The following is a 17,560-nucleotide window of genomic DNA, read 5'->3' as shown; positions in this document are numbered from 1 at the left end:
ACAACGCTTACGTCAGCTGCGACGAGCGCGATGCACGCGTGCATGGCCGTCACGATAGTATGGCGCACCGTGCCGAACGCGTCGTTCGGCGGTTTTGTCGCGGTGGATGAACGCCATGAACGACCCGCAGACCGCGTGCCTTAAGGCCCGGATCGATGCTGCCCGCGCGGCGCTGCCGGCCTGGCAGGCACGCCCGGTCAAGACACGGGCGCGGTTGGTCGGGGCCGTGCGCCACGCGCTGGCCCAAGAGGCCGATACCGTCATCGCGGCCGTCGGAGATCGCTTCGATCGCGGGCCCGCCGAGACACTGACGACCGAGATCATCCCGTTGGCAGATGCGGCGCGCTTTATCGAGCGCTGTGCGGCGCGCGTGCTGGCTACCCGGCATTTTGGCGCGAACGGGCGCCCGGCCTGGCTCTGGGGTGTGCGCGGCACGGTTCGGCGCGTGCCGTTGGGTGTCGTCGCGATCATCGCCCCGGGCAACTATCGATTGTTGCTGGCCGGCGTACAGATTCTTCAAGCGTTGGCCGCCGGCAATGCTGTCATCGTCAAGCCCGCGCCGCACGCCAGCGCGTCGCTCGTCTGGCTGCGCGCCGCACTGGTCGCCGCTGGCTTGCCGGGCGCGTTGTTTCAAATCATCGAAGAGGATCCGGGCGCCGGTGAAGCGCTGGCCTCGGCCGCCATCGACAAACTGTTTCTGACGGGGTCAGCAGCCACCGGGCGCGCCGTGGCCGGCCAGCTGGCCGCGCGCACGGTGCCGGCCGTGCTGGAGCTTTCGGGAAACGATGCGGTGTTCGTATTGGCCGGCGCTGACATCCACGTGACCGCGCGGGCGATCGCCTGGGGCATGAGCCTGAACGGCGGGGCGACCTGTATCGCACCAAGACGGGTGTTCGTGGTGCGCGAACGATTTGATGCGCTGGCATCAGCACTGCGCGACGCCCTGGCCGATGCGCCGGCGCGTGCGCTAGACGTCAAACCGCGGGCCATGGCCTGTGAGCGCATCGCTGGCGCGCAGGCATGCGGCTGGCGTCTTCTCGGCGCGTCGCCCGAGCTCGGCGCGACCGGCATGGCGCCCTGTGTGCTGGCCCAACAATCGCCGAGCGATTCACCGCTGCCGGGCGATCTGTTCGCCCCGGTGGCCACGTTGCAGCCGATCGACACGATCAACGACGCAATCGCTATCGATCACGACAGCCACTATGCCCTGGGGGCCGCGGTTTTTGGCGACCCGGTCGAGGCCGCAGCACTGGCCGAACGCTTGCACGCCGGCGTAGTCACGATCAACGACTTGATCGCGCCCACCGCCGATCCCCGTGCGCCGTTTGCCGGCGCCAAGGCCAGCGGCCATGGCACGACCCGCGGTGCTGAGGGCCTGCTGGAAATGACCCGGCCCCAGACCGTGCTTACCCGTCGCGGCATGGCCCGCCCGCATCTGGCGCCGGCCAGCGAGCACGACGCCGATCTGTTCAAGGCGTATCTCACGATCGCGCACGGGCGCGGTTTCGGGCAAAAACTGGCCGCGCTCAAGACCGCGATCCGTGCGGGCCGGGCCCGGATGCGTTGATCAGAAATACTGCATGGCAAAGCGAATCGTGCCGCCGGGCTCACGCAGCTTGATCGCGGCCGCGTCATAGTCCGGCGGGCCGTGATGCATCTTCGCGTCATTGGAAAAGCCCATGCCTTCCTTCGGCCAGCCGATCCAGTTGGTATCCAGCGTGTCGTTGTCGTTGGTATCGGCATAGGCCTGTACGGCATACACGCCGGGCGGAATATCCCCAATCGTGACCGCGGCGGCCCCATTTTCAGGTGCGGCGGCGCCTTTATAGGCACATTCGGCCTCGGTGAAATGATCGCGATCACAGACCGCGACCCGTACCACGCCCGTGTTGTTCTTCAGCCCGGTCACTTCGACGGTCAGCGTGGCCGCGCCCGCCAGCGCGGGCAGCCACAGACCGGCCAACATCAGACCCATCAACAATCGTTGCATCAGCTTTTCTCCATCGATACCGGGCGCGCCCGGCCGAGCCCGATCAATAACATCAAGGCCACCAGCACGGCGATACAGGCCACCAGATACGCATCTGAAAAAGCAGCCGTGGCCGTGCCTTGACCATAAAACGGATTGAGCGCGGGCGTGCCCTGGCGTTGTCGAAGTGCCAGCACGCTGCCGAACACCGCGGCCCCGGTGCCAGACCCTAAGAAGAAGAAAAGCTGATAGATCCCAAAGCCCACGCCGGCAATCTCGGCCGTCAGCGCCTTCGAGGCCGCATTGGCCGCTGGCGAGGTCACGCCGGCATAGCCGGTACTGGCGATCACCAAGGCGATGGCGACCCGCCAAGGTGCGGCGCCGACCGCAAACGACGACATGAACAACAGGCCGGCCAAAAGAATCGAAAGGCTCGTGCCGAGCACCGCACGCGGCCCAAAACGATCCGACAGCCGCCCGATCGTGGGTGAGAGCAGGGCGACCGAGAACGCACCTGGGGCAATGACAAGCCCGGTTTGAAATGCCGTGAGCCCCATCTGATTGATCAGCAGCAGCGGGGTCAAAAACAGCCCACCGCCGATGAATGCCCCCTGGGAAAGCAGCGCGATGCCCGAGGCCGAGAGGAACTGGGTATTGGCAAACAACGCCGGCGGCACGAAAGGAAATGCGGCCCGCCGGATCCGAATCGTGAAGCCGGTCAGCAGTAAGACGGCGGCTACCAGCGCGCCCCAGGCCTGTGGCGCGGCTAGCCCGCTGTGATTGGCAGTCGTCATACCAAACAATAGGGCAGCCGCACCGGACGCCAGCAACAGCCCGCCGGGCAAGTCCAGCCGGGCAAACCGATGCGGGCTGCGCGCCCGTTCGGCGTTCAAATCCGGCAGATAGCGCCAGGCCGCGGCGAACAACAATGCGATCACCGCCAGTGTGCCGTAGAACAACACCCGCCAGCCGGCGGCCGTCACGCCGATACCGGCCACCAACGGCCCGGCGGCCGCCCCCAGGCCCACCGCGGAGGACAACGTACCGAACACCGCCCCGCGTTGCCCGGCCGGAAACAGCCGTGCCACCGAGCCATAAGCCAACGAGGGGATCGCGGCAGCACCTGCTGCCTGTACCGCCCGCCCGGCGACCAGCACGCCGAAGGTCGGGGCCAGGGCACAGGCCAGCGACCCGATGCCGAAGATGACGAGGGCCGCCAGAAACGTCGCCCGCAGGCTGTAGCTGTCCGAGACGCGCCCATAGAGGGCAACGCCAGTCGCAAAGACGATCGAATACGCCGTGACGATCCAGCCCGAGGCACTGGCCGAGACGTGCAAATGCGCGCTGACCGCCGGAATGGCCACGTTGACCATGCTGTTGTTGAGCACGCTGGTGAAGGCGGCCAGCACCATCACCAGCAACAGCGGGTTGGTCAACGGCGAGGTCGAGGCAGTGTCAGAAGCACGATTCATGCAGGGCGCACCGAGGTAGAGCGGCGCTTACTGTGCCACGGGCGTCGCTTGGCTCAGAACCCAAGCCCCATCTGATCGCCTGACGCCGGCGGCGGGGCGAAGGCCGAGGTGTCCAGCTCGAAGCGTTCATGGTTCAGCGCGTGGCGCGTACAGGCCAGGCGAAACCGCTTGGCGATGAGATCGGCATAGGTGCCGGTGCCGGTCATGCGCGTGCCCCAGGCCGACTCATAGTCTGCGCCGCCGCGCATCTGGTTGATCAGGCTCATGACGTGGGCCGCGCGGTCCGGGTAGTGGGCATCCAGCCATTCGCGAAACAGGGTTTTCACGCTGTGGGGCAGGCGTAGCAGCACGTAGTTGGCGCGCGTGGCACCGGCGGTGGCCACGGCTTCTATCAAGTGCTCGATCTCGTGGTCGGTGATCATCGGGATGATGGGGGCCACGAGCGCGCCGGTGGGCACGCCCGCATCGGCCAACGCCGCGATCGTTTTGAGCCGCTGGCCGGGGGCCGCCGCGCGCGGCTCCAGCGTGCGCTTGATCGCCGTATCCAGGCTCGTGACCGAGACGAACACGCTGACCAGATTCTGCTTGGCCAGGCGCGCCAGAATATCCAGGTCACGGGTGACGTGGGCGCCCTTGGTGATGATCGAGACCGGCTGGTTGAAGGCCTCGGCGGTTTCCAGAATCTCGCGCGTGATGGCCAGCTTGCGGTCATCCGGCTGGTAGGGGTCGGTGTTGGCCCCCAGCGTGATGGGGGTGCAGCGATAAGCCGAATGGCGCAACTCATCGGCCAGCAGCGTAGCGGCCTCGGGCTTGTAGTAGAGCTCGGTCTCGAAATCCCGCCCGGCCGAATGATCGAGATATTCGTGGGTGGGCCGGGCGAAACAATAAATACAGCCGTGGGCACAGCCCTTGTACGGGTTGATCGAGGCGGCAAAGGGCACGTCCGGCGAGTCGTTGGTCGCGATAACCCGGCGTGTGGGGTCGCGGTGCAGGCGTGTCGGCGGGGCCTGCTCGGCGTCTTCTTCGGCCGTTGTGTCCAGCGTGTCCCAGCCGTCGTCGAAGTCCTCTGCGTGCGTGGCCGCGAAACGGCTGGCCGTGTTGGTCAGCGCGCCGCGAGAGGTGTGATGAACCGGGCGATGCGTCATATAAAAACTGTATGGAAGAACAGTCTGAAAGACAAGATCAGTTCTGGCGATTTGTCTTTTTGCGACAGCCTGCGGCGGTCATGACGCCACGATTGAGCGAGTCCTCATTTAGTTGTATTTGACAGCTATCGTGCTGACGCCTAGATTACGATCACCCAGACCACCCGTGCAGTTCATCATTCCACGCCCGGATTCTTGCTCTATGCGATGTACTCTTGGCGGTTCTTCACGCCTTTTCGGTATGGCCGCGGCCGGCCTGCTGCTTGGCGCATGTGCGGTCGGCCCGGATTATCAGGCCCCGGCAGCGCCCGAGGACACGGCCTATGACGTGAACCCGGAAACCGCCGGCGATACGAACAAGCCCGCAGCCGACGATAGCGCGGGCATCGCGGCGCAGGCATTCGATACCGCCGCCCGGGTGCGCGCCGACTGGTACCGGGTATTCGAATCCCAGCGCCTGGACGCGCTGATCAAGCAGGCGATCGAGGACAGCCCGACGCTGGCCGCCGGCCAGGCCCGGATCAAGGCCGCGCGTGAGGTGGTCAAGCAGAACAAGGCGGCCCTGTATCCCCAGATCAACGTGGGCGCGGGTTATGACCGTAGACGGGTGACGGGCGCCCAGTTCGGCATCAACGATCCGCAGTTCACTAACGTGTTCAATTTCTATGATGCCCAGGCCACGGCCAGCTACGATCTGGATCTGTTCGGCCGTACCCGGCGCCAGATCGAGGCCGCCAGTGCAGCGCTCGACGAGCAGCAGTATCAGGTGGTCAATACCTATGTCACGCTGATCAATAACGTGGTGGCCACGGCCGTGGCCGAAGCCGGGCTGAACGCGGCGATTCAGACCACCGAGGCCTTGATCGACAGCCAATCGGACGCCCTGGATATCGTGGGCAAGCAGATCGCCTTCGGTGTGGCGATCGATGCCGATGCGACCCAGATCCGTACCCAGCTTGCCCGCACGCGTGCCTCGCTCGAGCCGTTGAAGAAACAGAAGACACTGGCCGTGAATCGACTGGCCGTGCTTGTTGGCAGCACGCCGGGCCAGTTCAATGACCCGGCCTTCACGCTCGATGAACTCGCTCTGCCGCGCGACCTGCCGGCCAGCCTGCCGAGCCAGCTGGTCAACCAGCGCCCGGACGTTCTGGCCGCCGCGGCCGCCGTGCACGCCGCCAGCGCACAGATCGGTGTGGCCACGGCCAATCTATTGCCTGACGTGCGGATCAGCGGCTCGTATACCCGCCAGGCGCTCACGCCGGCCAATCTGGGGGACCCCATCAACGCGCTCTATACCCTGGGCGCCCAGCTGGCCGCGCCGATCTTCGCCGGCGGGCGTCTGCGGGCCCAGCGTCGCCAGGCCCAGGATCTGTACGTGGCCGCGCTGGCGGATTATCGCGCGACCACGCTGGCGGCCTTTGGCGATGTGGCCAATGCCCTGCGCTCGCTGGAAGCCGATGCCCGCGCGCTGATCGCCCAACGAACCGCCGTGGATGCGGCCGGCAACAATCTGGATACCGTGCGTACCCAGATCAGAAACGGCGCGGCCGATTATGTTTCGCTCTATACCGCCCAGGCGCAATACCAGAACGCGCAGCTGGATGTCACCAAGGCACGGGTGACGCGATATCGCGATACCGCCGATCTGTTCCGCGCGCTGGGCGGCGGCTGGACCAACGCCGACGGGCAGGCGCTTTCGGCGGCGACAGGTATCCCGGCCGCAGCGCGCGAATAAGCGCCACGGCGCCCGCGAGTCGGCGTTCCCGCCGAACTACGGGGCGATCTTCTTCCCGGCCCAGTCGAAAAGCTGGCCGGTATCCTCCGGCGTCAATTGAGCAACGACGCCCAACAGATGCTTTGCGGCCTGGATCGGCGTCTGGAGCTGTTTTTCCGGCACACGCTTCTGAAACGGTTCGGACAGATCGGTATCGACCGTGCCGGGATGCAGGCCCACACAGATCAAGCGCTTGGATCGTCGTGCCAGCTCGATCGCCGCCGTGCGGGTAAGCTGGTTCTGGGCGGCCTTGGAGGCCCGATAGCCATACCAGCCGCCGTAGCCGTTATCCGATATCGAGCCCACCCGCGCGCTGATCGAGGCCAGCACGGCGCGATCGCCGTGGGTCATCAGATCCGAGAAATGCTTGATCATCAGCGCCGGGCCCGTGGCGTTGACGGCAAAGCTGGCCGCGAAATGCTCGGGCTGGATATCGGCCAGGCGTTTTTCCGGCCACTGGCCGCTGGCCTCGTCGTGTAGCAGCCCGGCACAGTTGATCAACAGATCGAGGCGCGGGTGGCGCTCGCCGATTTCTTGTCGGGCCTGCTCGATGCTGGCCTCGTCGGTGATGTCCAGGGCCACGATTGCCAGACGATCGTCGCCGGCCCTGGCCTGTAACGCCTTGAGCTCGTCGGCGTGTTCCGGGTGTCGCGTGGTGGCGCTCACCCGGGTGGCGTCGTCTTCGAGCAGCTGGGTGACCAGCGCCAGTCCCAGGCCGCGCGCACCGCCTTGTATCAATATATGTTTGCTTGCCATAACGAATCGATCCCGAAAGCAGGACAGCAGAGTGTGATCAGCCTACGACACGGCCCGGTGCGCGGATGTTGCTCGCCGGGGCGTCAACCCATCAGCCAGCTGAGCAGGGCGACGCCGAGTACGGTGAAGATCAGCCCGGAGATCAGCCGCACCGCCAGTAGTCGCCGCAGCCCGGCAACGAGCACCAGCAGGCCGATGATGAGTATCACGAGGCTGGCCGTGGAGTCGCCGATCCCCAGCGTATCCCGCAGCCCGGTATAGAACCCGCCAACCGCCTCGGACAGGTGTGTGAGCACCCAGGCCAGGCTGTCGACCACGGTACGGATCAGTTGGCCCAGCTGCTCACCGGCCCAGTGAAAGAGAGACTCGTTTGCCATGACGCCGCTGTTTTGCGAAGAGGGCGTCAGTCTAGCGAATCCGGTGCGCGGCCGATGGGCGCGGCAGGGGCCAGCCGGAGATCGGGCTGTAACGGCGTGCGGCTGGCAAGAAGACCGTCTGCTGCATGGCCCGAGGTACGGGCCTGATCGTCCGGCTCGGCGCTGGACGACGGCGCGGGGCCCCGAACTTCATCGGCGCGGGTACGAATCGGGGCCTGTTGCTGGCGGGCCTCAGTCGTGCCGTCGCCGGTGATGTCAATATCGACCTCGACCATCATGCCGGGCGACACCTGAATCTTGGGCCCGTGGTCGATGGCGATACGCACCGGAATACGCTGGGTGATCTTGGTGAAATTGCCCGACGGGTTGGGGTCGGGCAGCAGCGCGAACTGGTTGGTGGCCGCGCCGCCGATGACCTGGATATGGCCGGTATAGGTCGTATCCGGGCGGGCATCGACCGTGATGGCCACCGGCTGGCCCACGGCCAGATCGCCTACGGCGGTTTCCTTGATATTCGCCTCGACCCACACATCACGCGGGTCGTGCATCATCAGGATGGGCTGGCCGGCCGAAATATATTCAGCGGGCTCGATGAAGGTCTTGTCGACAACGCCGTGGATCGGGCTTTTCACGGTCAGGTCATCAATCATGTTCTGTTGATGGGCGAGTTTGGCGCGGGTGATCTCAAGCTGTGATTTCAGCACGTCAGGATTGGTGACCTGGCCGGCCGACAACAGGCCGGTCTTGGCGTTGGCGATGGCCACCTGGTCCTGTTTCACCTGGCTCTGGGCGCGCTGATAATCGGCCTGGGCGGATTGATAATCGTAGCGATAGATATCGCGCTGTTTTTCGGTTCCCCCCTTGGCCTCGTACAGATTCTGTGCCCGGGTGTAATTGTTGTGGGCTTTTTCCATCCGTGCCTTGGCCGCCGCCATGGCTGACTTGTCAGCAGCCAGCCGTGCCCGGGCTGAATCCACGCCGCCGCCGATCTGCTGGCGGGCCAGGGCAAGCTCGGTCTGGATATGATCGATCCGAGCCTTGAGCTCGTCGAGCTGCAAGGTATCCGGGCGGCTGTAGAGTTGGGCGATCGTCTCGTTCTCGGCCAGCCGATCGCCCTCGATGAGATCGAAACCGGTCACCCGGCCATCCAGTCGCGAAGACACCGTGATCACGTGCGACTCGATGCGGGCATCGTTTTCCGAGACGTGGGTCAGGCGGTGATGAAGCCAGAACGCCAGCCATACGATCACGAGTATCGCGGCCACGACGATCGCCACGCGCTTGAGCCATCGGCGCATCGTAGAGGCGGTCTTCGGCTCGGCGGATTCGGGCTTGGTATCAGTCATAAGAAATAGCGTCAGGTGCCTTGGGGCTGCGCGGCATTTTCTGCGCGCGCCTGTCGCTCACGCGCCAGGCCCCAACGAGACAACAGGTAAGAAGGAACCGTCACGATGGCCAGGCCCACGGCGACGACCAGAAAGCCGTCCTGATAGGCATAGATCGTGGCCCAGGTGGCATCCACGCGAGACAGCAGCACCTGGCCGGCGGCTTGTTGATACACCTCGGACGTGCCCGTGCGCGCCGCGATCTCGCCGTATTGGCGTATCGCCTCCATCGCGATCGGGTTACCCGGCGTGAGCCCTTGATGGGTCAGTTGTGCGCTATGCAGCGCCGTACGGCGATCGAGCAGCGCCACGAGCAGCACCGTGCCGAAGGCGCCGCCCAGCTGTAGCGCAAAATTGATCGCTCCCGAGCCATAGCCGATCAGCCGCGGCGGCAGGGCCGCGATCGAGCGCGAGAGTGTGGGCGGTGGCACGGCGGCAATCGCGGTGGCCACCAACGACATCGAGACCGTCAACGAGAAGAACGACGTGCTCCAGTCGGCCTGGGCAAAGCGCCAGGTGGCATAGGCCGCGACCAGCAGCGCCGGCACCGATATCCAGTGCGGCGGCAGCTTGTCGTTGAGCCGGCCGACCAGGGGCACCAGCACGGCCAGCACCAGGGTCGACGGCGTGAACAGAATGCCGGAGGTCACCGGGCTGTATGCCAGGATCGAGTCCATGAACTGCGGCAACAGATACATCACCCCGTAGAACGCGCCGCCAAACAGAAACAACACGATCGAGCCCGCCAGGAACTCCCGGGTCTTGAAGATATCCAGATCCAGAATCGGGCGTTCCTGGCGCGGCTCCCACCAGATGAAGAACACCGTGCCGATCAGGGCGATGGCCTCCAGCCACAGGATACTGGCACTGCTCCAGGTCCAGCGCTGCCCGTTGGCCAGGGCGGCCAACAGCGCGAATATCGACACGAACAACACCGTGGCCCCGATCCAGTCGAGCTTGGGCTTGGGCCCGGTTTCTTCACGATCGGGCAAGAAGACCAGCCCCATGAGAATGGCCACCACGCAGATCGGCAACACGATGAAAAACACATAGCGCCAGTTGAAGTCGTGCACCAGAAACCCGCCCACGACGCTGGCCAGCGTCAACGGCAGGCCCAGGCTCATGGCATAGATCGCGGTGGCCAGGCCGCGTTTTTCCGGCGGGTAGACCATGAACAGGGCTTCAAGGGCCACCGGGCGAATCACGCCGGTCATCGCCCCCTGGATCACGCGGGCAGCGATCACCATGCCCATGCCCTCGGACCAGCCGCCCAATAACGAGGCCGCGATGAACACCAGGAGCAAGCCCACATACGTCTTGCGCTGGCCGAAGGCGCTCATCAGCCAGGGCGAGATCAACAGGGTGACGGTGGTGGCCGCCAGAAACCCGGTCGACAGCCACTGCACCTGCGACGCGCTCATGCCGAATGCCCCTTTGATGTAAGGGGTCGCGACGTTGACGATCGTGATCGACATGCCAAGTGCCACCAGGCCGAGCAACACCGTGATCGTGACGTAAAGACGGTATTTCGGGCCGTAGCGCTCGAACATGGCCTCTACCTGGGTCATGAGGCTCCGGGCGAAAGACAGTCGGGCGGCTATTAACCTGTATTATGCACCAAAATGATCGGCCCGGGGCAATCAGCGGGGCGGCAGGCCCCGCGCCGGCATGACGCGGCGCAGCACAAAGCTGGTATGCACGCCGGACACCCCGGGAATACGGGTGATGTGCTGAAGCAGAATACGCTGATAGTCGTCCATGTCGGCGACCCAGATCCGGAGCTGGTAATCGGCCTCTTGGCCGGTGATGAGCAGGCACTCCACCACTTCGGGCAGCTCGGCCACGCGGGCCTCGAAGGCTTCGAAGCGCTCGGGCGTGTGTTGGTCCATCGAGATATGCAGCACCACGTTCAGCCCGTAGCCCAGCCGGCGCGGATCCACCTCGGCGCGATAGCCGGTGATGAAGCCGGCCGCTTCCAGCGCGCGCACGCGGCGCAGGCAGGGCGAGGGCGAGAGATTGACCCGCTCGGCCAGCGCCTGATTGCTGATGCGGCCCTCGGCCTGAAGGATCTGCAAGATCTGGCGGTCGAAGCGATCGAGATCGTCGTCGGTGCGTGATTCGGCCATGGGTTGATATTAAGTTGCGCGTTTTGCCGATATTAGCGCAATAAAAAACCGATAAGCGCGCTAAAAGCCACAATATCGCAACGTTCTGCCGGACAGGCCGGCGTATCATGGCGTTATTCGGTCGCACATGACCGACACGGATAGCATCACGGAGCACGACATGTCCCGATTCGATCATCGCAAGTATTCGCCGGCGCCCAAGGTCACGGGGTTCACCCGCACCTGGCCCGATCAAGAGATCACCCGCGCCCCCATCTGGGTCAGCGAGGATCTGCGCGATGGCAATCAGGCGCTGCTCGAGCCCATGACGGTCGAACAGAAACAGAAACTGTTCAAGCTGCTGGTCGATATCGGCGTGAAGGAAATCATGGTCGGCTTTCCCTCGGCCAGCCAGCCGGATTACGACTTCGTGCGCTGGCTGATCGACGAGAACCAGATCCCCGAGGACGTGACCATCGCCGCACTCACCCAGTGTCGCGATCACCTGATCGACAAGACGTTCGAGTCACTGGACGGCGTGCCCAAGGCCATCATCCATCTCTACAACTCCACCTCGACCGTCCAGCGCGAGCGTGTATTCGAGATGAGCCAGGACGGCATCATCGATATCGCGGTCGGCGGGGCCAAGCGGGTCAAGGAAAACGCCCGTGCCCGGCCCGGTGTGGATTGGCGCCTGGAATACTCGCCGGAGAGTTTTTCCACCACCGAGATGGATTTCGCGGTGCGGATCTGTGAAGCGGTGATGGACGTCTGGGAGCCCACGCCGGCCGATCGCATCATCTTCAACCTACCCAACACCGTCGAGCAGGTCGGCCCGCATTATCACGCCGACCAGATCGAGTATTTCTGCCAGAACGTGAAGAACCGCGAATCGGTGATCGTGTCGGTGCATACGCATAACGACCGCGGCGGCGCGGTGGCGGCCGCGGAGCTTGCCATGCTGGCCGGCGCCGAGCGCGTCGAAGGCACGCTGCTGGGCAACGGCGAGCGCACCGGCAATATGGATATGGTCGTGCTGGCCATGAATCTGTATTCGATGGGCGTGGATCCCGAGCTGGATTTGTCCAACCCCGACGAGATCGTGCGCGTGGTACACGAGTGCACCGGCATTGCCCTGCACCCGCGCCACCCGTGGGTGGGCGAGCTGGTCTATACGGCGTTTTCCGGGAGCCATCAGGATGCCATCCGCAAGTCGCTGCGCAAGCAGCAAGACGACGAGCCGTGGCAGGTGGCGTATCTGGCCATCGACCCGCGCGATATCGGCCGTGATTATCAGGCCGTCATCCGCGTGAACAGCCAGTCCGGCAAGGGCGGCATGGCTTTCTTGCTGGAGCGCGACTACGGCATCAACCTGCCACGATGGATGATGCTGGCGCTGGCCCCGCACGTCCAGGCGGCCAGCGAAAAGATCACCGGCGAGCTGGGCTCGCCCGAGATCCGTGATCTGTTGTTCACCCATTTCGATCGCCAGACACCGATCTCGTTGGTGGACTACAGCGTGCGCCGGGCCGGCGAAGGCCAGAAGATCTCGGTTACCGTGACCGAGAACGGTGAGCAGTTCACGCTCGAAGGCCAGGGCAACGGCCCGTTATCCGCCTTTGTCGCCTCCTGGAATGCACGCACCGGCGACGACCTGATGATCGCCGATTATGCCGAGCAGGCGGTATCGGCCGGCTCGGATGCGGATGCCATCGCCTTCGTGCAGATCAAATCCGGCACCGTGCGTATTCCGGCCGTGGCCGAGGACGCCGACACGCTCTCGGCCTCGATCAAGGCCATCATCAGCGCGATCAATCTCTCGCGTGAGACCGACGACACCGGCCAGCGCGGCGGCCTGACTGCCTTGGCGAGCTGATCGGTCGTTTTTAGCCAAGACAAGCCAATCCGCCGATGGACACCGATGGCCGCCGATTGAAGACGACGATACAGGGCGACTTGATTTCGAGGCGTGGTGGGCTAAGGCGTGTGCGTTCTTTAAAGAAATCATCCGCAGATTTCGCAGATGATGCAGATTAGGGCTTGGTGGGGCGGCGGTTCGTACGGCTGAGTACAAGTCCGCCAAGTCTTCCATCAGAGTTTTCGTGATTTTAATCGGCGAAACCGGCTTTCATCAGCGGCTAAATGCCGAAATGAACGATTACGCGCCGGGCAACGCGCCCAAGAGTTCGCCGATACGCTGGGTGGCTTTCAGGCCACTGCCGGTGAGTACGACAACGGTCGTTTGGTCGGCGGTGATGACGCCGGCGTCCAGCAGCCGGGCCAGCGCGGCATCGGCGGTGGCGCAGGTTGGCTCGACATAGAAGCCCGCGCGGGCCAGAGCCTCGTGCGAGGCCTCGATCTCGGCTTCGGAGATGGCCACGGTCTGGCCGTGCGAGCGACGAATCGCCCCGAGCACGTCGCGCCACCGAATCGGGCGTTCGATCGACGTGCCTTCGGCCAGGGTGGGCCGTGCATCAATCGTGGCCAGCGTATCGGCTCCGCTTAAAAATGTGGCGTGCAGCGGCGCACAGTGTTCCGGTTGAGCGGCAAACAGTCGCGGCAGGTGCGATATCTCGCCGGCACGCAGCAGCTCGGAAAAACCGATATCGCAACCCAGGATATTACTGCCGCCCCCGGTGGGGATGATGATGTTGTCCGGCGCGCGAAACCCCAGATCCTCCCAGAGTTCGTAGGCCAGCGTCTTGGTACCCTGGAGGAAAAACGCCTGCCAGGCATGGCTGGCATAGAAGATATCGCGGGCCTGACGCTCGGCGGCGGCTGACGTGTCGGCGCGGCTGCCGGGCACCAGCTCGCACTCGGCACCATAGGCACGCATCTGTACGGTCTTGCCGGCCTGGGTATAAGCCGGCACCAGTATCTTGGCGGCCATGCCGCCGGCTGCGGCATACGCGGCCACGGCGGCCCCGCCGTTGCCGGAGCTGTCCTCGAGCACGTGACGAATGCCCTGCTCGCGCAGCATCGACAACATCACCGAGGCGCCGCGATCCTTGAAGCTGCCGGTCGGCGATTGCCACTCGAGTTTGAAATACGGGCGGGCCCCGCGCCAGTCACGCGCGATCAGGGGCGTCATGCCTTCGCCCAGTGTGATCGGCGCGGCTACCGGGAGCGGCAACGCTGCCCGGTAGCGCCAAAGCGATCGGCAGGTGGCATCGATCGCATCACGCGTGATGCCGGCCAGCGGCGTGACCATCAGCGGGCTGCCGGTGTCCGAACACCAGCGCGGCGTCGTTATTGGATAGGTTTGATCGGTCGCCGGATCGATATAGGCCGGCTCGGGGATAGAGGACAAGAAAACACCCGTCGAAACGATCGTTGAAGTTTATCTAAACCCTGGGTTTTGACCTTGTGCCGCTGGTCGCGTCGGCTCACAGATATTTGACCCAGGCCTGGTCGGTGCGTTGTTTGTAGCGTCCGAACCCGTAACAGGCCGGGGCCGTGGCCAGTGCCACGGCCCCGGCGATCAGCCATAGCCAGCCCCAGTGGTCGACGCTGACCAGTGCCCCATAGGCCGGCTCGAAGAACAGCCCGGCCAGGCGGTTGGCGCCGTGCAGCAGATACAGATGCACCAGATAGAAGAACAGGGGGGCACTGCCAAAGATCGTCAACACGCCCAGCGCACGCGCCGGTAGATGCTTGAATCCGGCCAGCAGCGCGGTACCGATGCCCAGATAACACAGGATGAAATCGGCCGACGGCGGATATTTCGTCAGATTGAAGAATGACAGTACGGCCATCACGCCGTGGGCGTCGGGCCAGCGGGCCACCGGCTCGCCGTAGCCGTTGAGCGTGCGCAGCACGACAAAGCCCGCGAACATGATGCCCGCGGCCCACCACAGATAGCGCTGTCGACGATCTGGCCGGCTGTCTCGGGAAAACCACGGCCCGGCACACCAGCCAAGCGCAATCACGCCGATCCAGGGCAGCAGCGGATACGAGGTTCGTGCACTGGGCTGCCAGGGCAGAAAATCGAGTGGAATACGCCCGCGCTCGTGCAAGATCGTCCAGACGGTCGTACCGATCTGTTCCGCCGGGATATGGATGACATCGAGCAGGTTATGGCCCAGCACCAGCAGCGCGCCGATGAGCAGGATCAGCCGTCGCGGTAGCCCGATCAGCCCGGCCAGGGCGATCATCGACAGCCCGATCACCCAGATCACCTGTAGAAAATAGGTTTCGGGTGTGAGGTCGAACGTCCAGGCGAAGTTGACCAGCGTGACCTCCAGCACCACCAGGAACAGCCCGCGCTTGAACAGAAAACCGCGCGCCGCGCCCGGCCCGTGTTTCTGGCCATAGAGCCAGGCCGCCAGCCCGGTCAGGGCGATGAACACCGGGGCACAGACGTGGGCACACAGGCGGGTTGCGAACAGCCCCGGCGTGGTGTCGGCCGCCATCGGGTCGCTGACCTGGGCATGCAGATAGAAGTATTCACGGGTGTGATCGACCAGCATCAACAACATGACAAGCCCGCGCAGGGCATCGATGCTGGCAATACGAGAGGCCGGCGGGGCAACAGACACGGACGACATTGAAACAGGCGCTTGAAACAAACGATATATCATACGATATATGGCCCAGCCGATTGGGCGCTGCGAAAGCGTCGCGGGCTCTGTCATGCTCCGGGATTCATGAGCACGCAACGAGATGACAGCATGGCAACGATCGGCTCCCTGCCAGCGCGGCTTGTCCAGACGGCCGCGGATTGGCTGTCGCAGGATGTCACGCCGCGGGGCGTGCCGCGGACCGACTTCGAGCGTCTTTGCGAGCAGATCCAGCCGGTTGACGTGATCCTCGTGGAAGGGCGCAGCCGTGTGGCCGGCATCATTCAAAGCGTGACGCTGAGTGCCTGGACCCACGCCGCGCTTTATATCGGGCGGGCCGGGGATATGGTCCACCCGGAAGCGGTCGCCGCGATCAAGACCGCCGGCTGGGCGCCCGATACGCCGTTGATACTCGAGGCCCAGCTCGGCGAGGGCGTGCATCTGTCGGCACTCGATCGCTATCGGCAAGAGCATCTGCGCCTGTGCCGGCCGCATGAAATCGCCGCCGGCGATCGGGATCGGGTGTTGGCTTATGCCCTGGATCGCCTGGGCATGGCCTATGACACGCGCCAGATTCTCGATCTGCTGCGGTTCTTTTTTCCTTATGGTCTGTTGCCGCGCCATTGGCGCTCGAGCCTGTTCGAAGCCGGCCACGGCGAGCCTACACGGGCGATCTGCTCGACGCTGCTGGCCAATGCGTTTGCCAGCGTGCGTTATCCCATCCTGCCGGTCATGCACCGCGGCGCCGACGGCCAGGCCATGTTCTATCGCAGCAACGCCCGGCTGATCACCCCGCGTGATTTCGATCACTCGCCGTATTTCGATGTCATCAAGTATCCGTTCTTTGGCGACGATATCGCGCGTTATCGCGATATGAGCTGGGGCGACACGCGGCCCAGGGCGGCAGAGCGGCGCAGGCGATAACGCCGCGAGTCTGCGTATACTCGAAAAAACATACGGGATCACAGGACGTCATGGTGCATCGCAAGAACGCCCAAGCCTTAAACCACGGCACTGAGATAAAAGCCAACGGCCGTGGCCGCAAGGCCCGCACACCGGCGCATATCCCGTTGATCGGCTGGAAAGACGTGTTGTTGCGTGTCTTTCATGCGTTTTCCGACAACAACCTGTCGATCATCGCCGCCGGCGTATCGTTCTATGGCTTGTTGGCGATCTTTCCCGGCGTGGCCGCGTTCGTTTCGATCTATGGCCTGTTTCAGGATCCCAACGAGGTCGTGCGTGAGATACAGGGCCTGTCCGGCATGGTGCCGCCGGATGTCATCAGCACGATCACGGACCAGATGACCCAGATCGCCGCGCGCCCGACCGGCTCGCTCGGGCTGGCCGCGGTCATCACGCTGGCTTTGGCGCTCTGGTCGGCGCGCAAGGGCACCACGGCGTTGATGGTGGCGCTGAACGTGGTCTATGCCGAGAAAGAGTCACGCAACTTCGTGGTGGCCACGCTGGTCTCGTTGGCGCTGACGTTTGCCATCATTGCCGGGCTGATCGGCGTGGCCCTGCTGGCGGCCGGTGTGCCGCTGGTCACGGCCGCGCTCGGCCTGCCGACCTGGGCCGTGGGCGTGGCCCGCGGCGTGGGCCTGGGCGCCGGTGCGCTGCTGCTGATGCTGGGTATTGCCGGCATGTATCGCTACGGGCCCAGCCGTACCCGGCCCAAATGGCGCTGGGTGATCGTGGGCGCGGCCATCGTGACCGTGTTCTGGATCATCGGCTCGCTGGGTTTTTCGCTCTATGTGGCGTTTTCCGGCAGCTATTCCGCCACTTACGGCTCGCTGGGCGCGGTCGTGGTGGTGCTCACCTGGCTGTATATCACCGTGCTGATCATGCTGGTCGGTGGCGAGATCAATGCCCAGATGGAGTTTCAGACCAGCGAGGACACCACGGTATCCGGCAACAAGCCGATCGGTGAGCGCGGCGCGTTCGTGGCCGACAACGTGGCCAAGCGCGCCGAGGATATCGACTTCGAGGCCGAGCCGCCGGATCCGCAGTGACGCATTAGA

General features: G+C 64.4%; 15 protein-coding genes. 5 read left to right on the top strand and 10 right to left on the bottom strand.

The window, feature by feature from the left end; genetic code table 11:
• Positions 1–115: 115 nt before the first annotated feature.
• Complete coding sequence (locus SAJA_RS07260) at positions 116–1,567, top strand: aldehyde dehydrogenase family protein (RefSeq protein WP_123658003.1); 1,452 nt, start codon at positions 116–118, stop codon at positions 1,565–1,567.
• Here the strand turns inward: SAJA_RS07260 and SAJA_RS07255 are convergent, their stop codons facing one another.
• From SAJA_RS07255 to SAJA_RS07245, 3 genes are read right to left on the bottom strand one after another with little or no spacing between them, the layout of a single operon-like run.
• Entirely contained in the window at positions 1,568–1,990 is a 423-nt protein-coding gene (locus SAJA_RS07255) for a DUF2141 domain-containing protein (protein WP_123658002.1), read from the bottom strand.
• The gene (locus SAJA_RS07250; RefSeq protein WP_123658001.1) at positions 1,990–3,441 is read right to left on the bottom strand and encodes an MFS transporter; all 1,452 of its coding nucleotides are present in this window, start codon (positions 3,439–3,441) and stop codon (positions 1,990–1,992) included. The genes SAJA_RS07255 and SAJA_RS07250 overlap by 1 nt, the downstream gene beginning before the upstream one ends.
• A gap of 53 nt (positions 3,442–3,494) precedes the next feature.
• The gene (locus SAJA_RS07245) at positions 3,495–4,586 is read right to left on the bottom strand and encodes a PA0069 family radical SAM protein (protein ID WP_123658000.1); all 1,092 of its coding nucleotides are present in this window, start codon (positions 4,584–4,586) and stop codon (positions 3,495–3,497) included.
• A 202-nt stretch (positions 4,587–4,788) separates the two neighbouring features.
• Here SAJA_RS07245 and SAJA_RS07240 point away from each other — a divergent pair, with 202 nt between their 5' ends.
• A complete protein-coding gene (locus SAJA_RS07240; RefSeq protein WP_123657999.1) occupies positions 4,789–6,321 on the top strand; it encodes an efflux transporter outer membrane subunit in 1,533 nt (510 codons plus the stop codon).
• Between the two features lie 36 nt (positions 6,322–6,357).
• On the opposite strand, the gene SAJA_RS07235 is transcribed toward SAJA_RS07240, so the two are convergent.
• The 5 genes from SAJA_RS07235 to SAJA_RS07215 all read right to left on the bottom strand — a co-directional run bounded on the left by SAJA_RS07235 (position 6,358) and on the right by SAJA_RS07215 (position 11,004).
• Positions 6,358–7,116, bottom strand: a complete 759-nt coding sequence (locus SAJA_RS07235; protein ID WP_123657998.1) for an SDR family NAD(P)-dependent oxidoreductase — start codon at positions 7,114–7,116, stop codon at positions 6,358–6,360.
• 83 nt (positions 7,117–7,199) lie between these two features.
• Positions 7,200–7,493, bottom strand: a complete 294-nt coding sequence (locus SAJA_RS07230) for a hypothetical protein (RefSeq protein ID WP_123657997.1) — start codon at positions 7,491–7,493, stop codon at positions 7,200–7,202.
• A 26-nt stretch (positions 7,494–7,519) separates the two neighbouring features.
• Complete coding sequence (locus SAJA_RS07225) at positions 7,520–8,839, bottom strand: HlyD family secretion protein (protein WP_221180160.1); 1,320 nt, start codon at positions 8,837–8,839, stop codon at positions 7,520–7,522.
• Positions 8,840–8,850: 11 nt separating this feature from the next.
• Entirely contained in the window at positions 8,851–10,446 is a 1,596-nt protein-coding gene (locus SAJA_RS07220) for a DHA2 family efflux MFS transporter permease subunit (protein ID WP_123657996.1), read from the bottom strand.
• Positions 10,447–10,518: 72 nt separating this feature from the next.
• Positions 10,519–11,004, bottom strand: coding sequence for an Lrp/AsnC family transcriptional regulator (locus tag SAJA_RS07215; RefSeq protein WP_123657995.1), 486 nt, complete (start codon positions 11,002–11,004; stop codon positions 10,519–10,521).
• 160 nt (positions 11,005–11,164) lie between these two features.
• Between SAJA_RS07215 and SAJA_RS07210 the strand changes: the two genes are divergently transcribed.
• Positions 11,165–12,859, top strand: a complete 1,695-nt coding sequence (locus tag SAJA_RS07210; RefSeq protein WP_123657994.1) for a 2-isopropylmalate synthase — start codon at positions 11,165–11,167, stop codon at positions 12,857–12,859.
• Positions 12,860–13,141: 282 nt separating this feature from the next.
• Here the strand turns inward: SAJA_RS07210 and SAJA_RS07205 are convergent, their stop codons facing one another.
• Positions 13,142–14,284, bottom strand: coding sequence for a pyridoxal-phosphate dependent enzyme (locus SAJA_RS07205; protein WP_342777541.1), 1,143 nt, complete (start codon positions 14,282–14,284; stop codon positions 13,142–13,144).
• A gap of 85 nt (positions 14,285–14,369) precedes the next feature.
• Entirely contained in the window at positions 14,370–15,530 is a 1,161-nt protein-coding gene (locus SAJA_RS07200) for an acetyltransferase domain-containing protein (protein WP_123657993.1), read from the bottom strand.
• A 99-nt stretch (positions 15,531–15,629) separates the two neighbouring features.
• On the opposite strand from SAJA_RS07200, the gene SAJA_RS07195 reads away from it, so the two are divergent.
• On the top strand, positions 15,630–16,466 hold the full coding sequence (locus SAJA_RS07195; RefSeq protein ID WP_123657992.1) for a YiiX/YebB-like N1pC/P60 family cysteine hydrolase: 837 nt from the start codon (positions 15,630–15,632) through the stop codon (positions 16,464–16,466).
• 53 nt (positions 16,467–16,519) lie between these two features.
• Positions 16,520–17,551 (top strand): YihY/virulence factor BrkB family protein, encoded by a 1,032-nt coding sequence (locus tag SAJA_RS07190; protein WP_221180158.1) that lies wholly within the window; start codon positions 16,520–16,522, stop codon positions 17,549–17,551.
• The last annotated feature ends 9 nt before the right edge of the window (positions 17,552–17,560 follow it).

Source organism: Salinisphaera japonica YTM-1, from assembly GCF_003788585.1.
In the GTDB taxonomy this organism is placed as follows: Bacteria; Pseudomonadota; Gammaproteobacteria; order Nevskiales; family Salinisphaeraceae; genus Salinisphaera; species Salinisphaera japonica.
The sequence above is the reverse complement of the archived record's forward strand: the minus strand, read 5'-3'. Positions and strand labels throughout refer to the sequence as shown.

Excerpts from the sequence above, each read along its gene's own strand:
- SAJA_RS07235 (WP_123657998.1), bottom strand. The coding sequence starts at position 7,116 with ATGGCAAGCAAACATATATTGATACAAGGCGGTGCGCGCGGCCTGGGA.
- SAJA_RS07245 (WP_123658000.1), bottom strand. The coding sequence starts at position 4,586 with ATGACGCATCGCCCGGTTCATCACACCTCTCGCGGCGCGCTGACCAAC.
- SAJA_RS07230 (WP_123657997.1), bottom strand. The coding sequence starts at position 7,493 with ATGGCAAACGAGTCTCTCTTTCACTGGGCCGGTGAGCAGCTGGGCCAA.
- SAJA_RS07200 (WP_123657993.1), bottom strand. The coding sequence starts at position 15,530 with ATGTCGTCCGTGTCTGTTGCCCCGCCGGCCTCTCGTATTGCCAGCATC.
- SAJA_RS07215 (WP_123657995.1), bottom strand. The coding sequence starts at position 11,004 with ATGGCCGAATCACGCACCGACGACGATCTCGATCGCTTCGACCGCCAG.
- SAJA_RS07195 (WP_123657992.1), top strand. The coding sequence starts at position 15,630 with ATGAGCACGCAACGAGATGACAGCATGGCAACGATCGGCTCCCTGCCA.
- SAJA_RS07240 (WP_123657999.1), top strand. The coding sequence starts at position 4,789 with ATGCGATGTACTCTTGGCGGTTCTTCACGCCTTTTCGGTATGGCCGCG.
- SAJA_RS07210 (WP_123657994.1), top strand. The coding sequence starts at position 11,165 with ATGTCCCGATTCGATCATCGCAAGTATTCGCCGGCGCCCAAGGTCACG.
- SAJA_RS07225 (WP_221180160.1), bottom strand. The coding sequence starts at position 8,839 with ATGACTGATACCAAGCCCGAATCCGCCGAGCCGAAGACCGCCTCTACG.
- SAJA_RS07260 (WP_123658003.1), top strand. The coding sequence starts at position 116 with ATGAACGACCCGCAGACCGCGTGCCTTAAGGCCCGGATCGATGCTGCC.
- SAJA_RS07220 (WP_123657996.1), bottom strand. The coding sequence starts at position 10,446 with ATGACCCAGGTAGAGGCCATGTTCGAGCGCTACGGCCCGAAATACCGT.
- SAJA_RS07250 (WP_123658001.1), bottom strand. The coding sequence starts at position 3,441 with ATGAATCGTGCTTCTGACACTGCCTCGACCTCGCCGTTGACCAACCCG.
- SAJA_RS07255 (WP_123658002.1), bottom strand. The coding sequence starts at position 1,990 with ATGCAACGATTGTTGATGGGTCTGATGTTGGCCGGTCTGTGGCTGCCC.